The sequence below is a fragment of the Roseateles sp. P5_B10 genome, from assembly GCF_056400485.1.
The window spans coordinates 1-858 of sequence record NZ_JBFULE010001371.1; the positions used below are offsets into that span (position 1 = coordinate 1).

General features: G+C 69.0%; 1 protein-coding gene and 1 pseudogene. Both read right to left on the bottom strand.

Translation table 11 applies throughout. The annotated features are described in order from the left end of the window. Positions 1–153 precede the first annotated feature (153 nt). Positions 154–666: an RDD family protein gene (locus AC1DU6_RS33395; RefSeq protein WP_457349608.1), complete on the bottom strand. Its 513-nt coding sequence runs from the start codon at positions 664–666 to the stop codon at positions 154–156. Beyond that, positions 663–858: pseudogene (locus AC1DU6_RS33400) on the bottom strand (DUF3106 domain-containing protein); the annotation flags it as partial. The gene AC1DU6_RS33395 and the pseudogene AC1DU6_RS33400, both read right to left, overlap by 4 nt.

Genomic DNA, 858 nt, shown 5'->3' on the forward strand with positions numbered 1-858 from the left:
GCCTTGAGACCGGCCCAGGAATAGCCGGCGGCGTGGATGATGCGGTCCAGGCCGGTCCGGCCCTTGTGCGGGTTGGTCATGGGGCACCCTTAGGCCTGCGGCCTTGTCCCGCCAGGCGGGAGCGAGTTTGCTTGGGACGGCCCGGCGCTGCGCTCATGAGCGCACGGGAAGTTGGGTGATGACGCGCGAACCGCAGAGGGCGTCGTGCAGGAATTGTCGCTGCGGGTGCAGGCGTGCAATCAGCAGGTAGCCGGCGATGCCGGCCAGCAGGCTGCCGATGATGGCGCCGCCGCCGTGCAGGCCCAGCGCCCAGACGCTGATCAGCGCCGGCAGGAACCACAGCCAGCTCAAGCAGTAGCGCAGCAACGCACGGCCCCAGCGCAGCGGCCGGCCGGCGGCGTCGGTGACGCGCAGATGCCAGGTCTTCATCGCCAGCGTCTGACCCGTGCGCGTCCAGAAGCCGACGAAGTACAGGCCCAGYACGATGAAAAGGCTCACCGCCATGCCCGTGCGACCCTCCAGCGCATGCTGCTGGCGCGTCAGCACCGAGTAGAGGAAGCCGGCGAAGAAGACCACGCCGAACAGCAGTACGCCTTCGTAGAGAAAGGCCGCGAAACGTCTCGCCAGGCCCGCAGGCGCGGCGTTCGTGTCGACCAACGCCGTCATGTGCGCGGTACGGACGCGGGTGGCGCCTTCAGCGATTTTGGCAGCAGCGTCTTGGGGTCCACCAGGGCCGGATCGGCCACCACCTTGGTCTCACCCGCTGCGTGGTGGGCCGGCAGGACGAGGCCGCGCGTGATCAGGACCGTCGTAGCACCCGGCTTGGCCTGGATGAGACTGCCTGTCACGGGTGTCGGC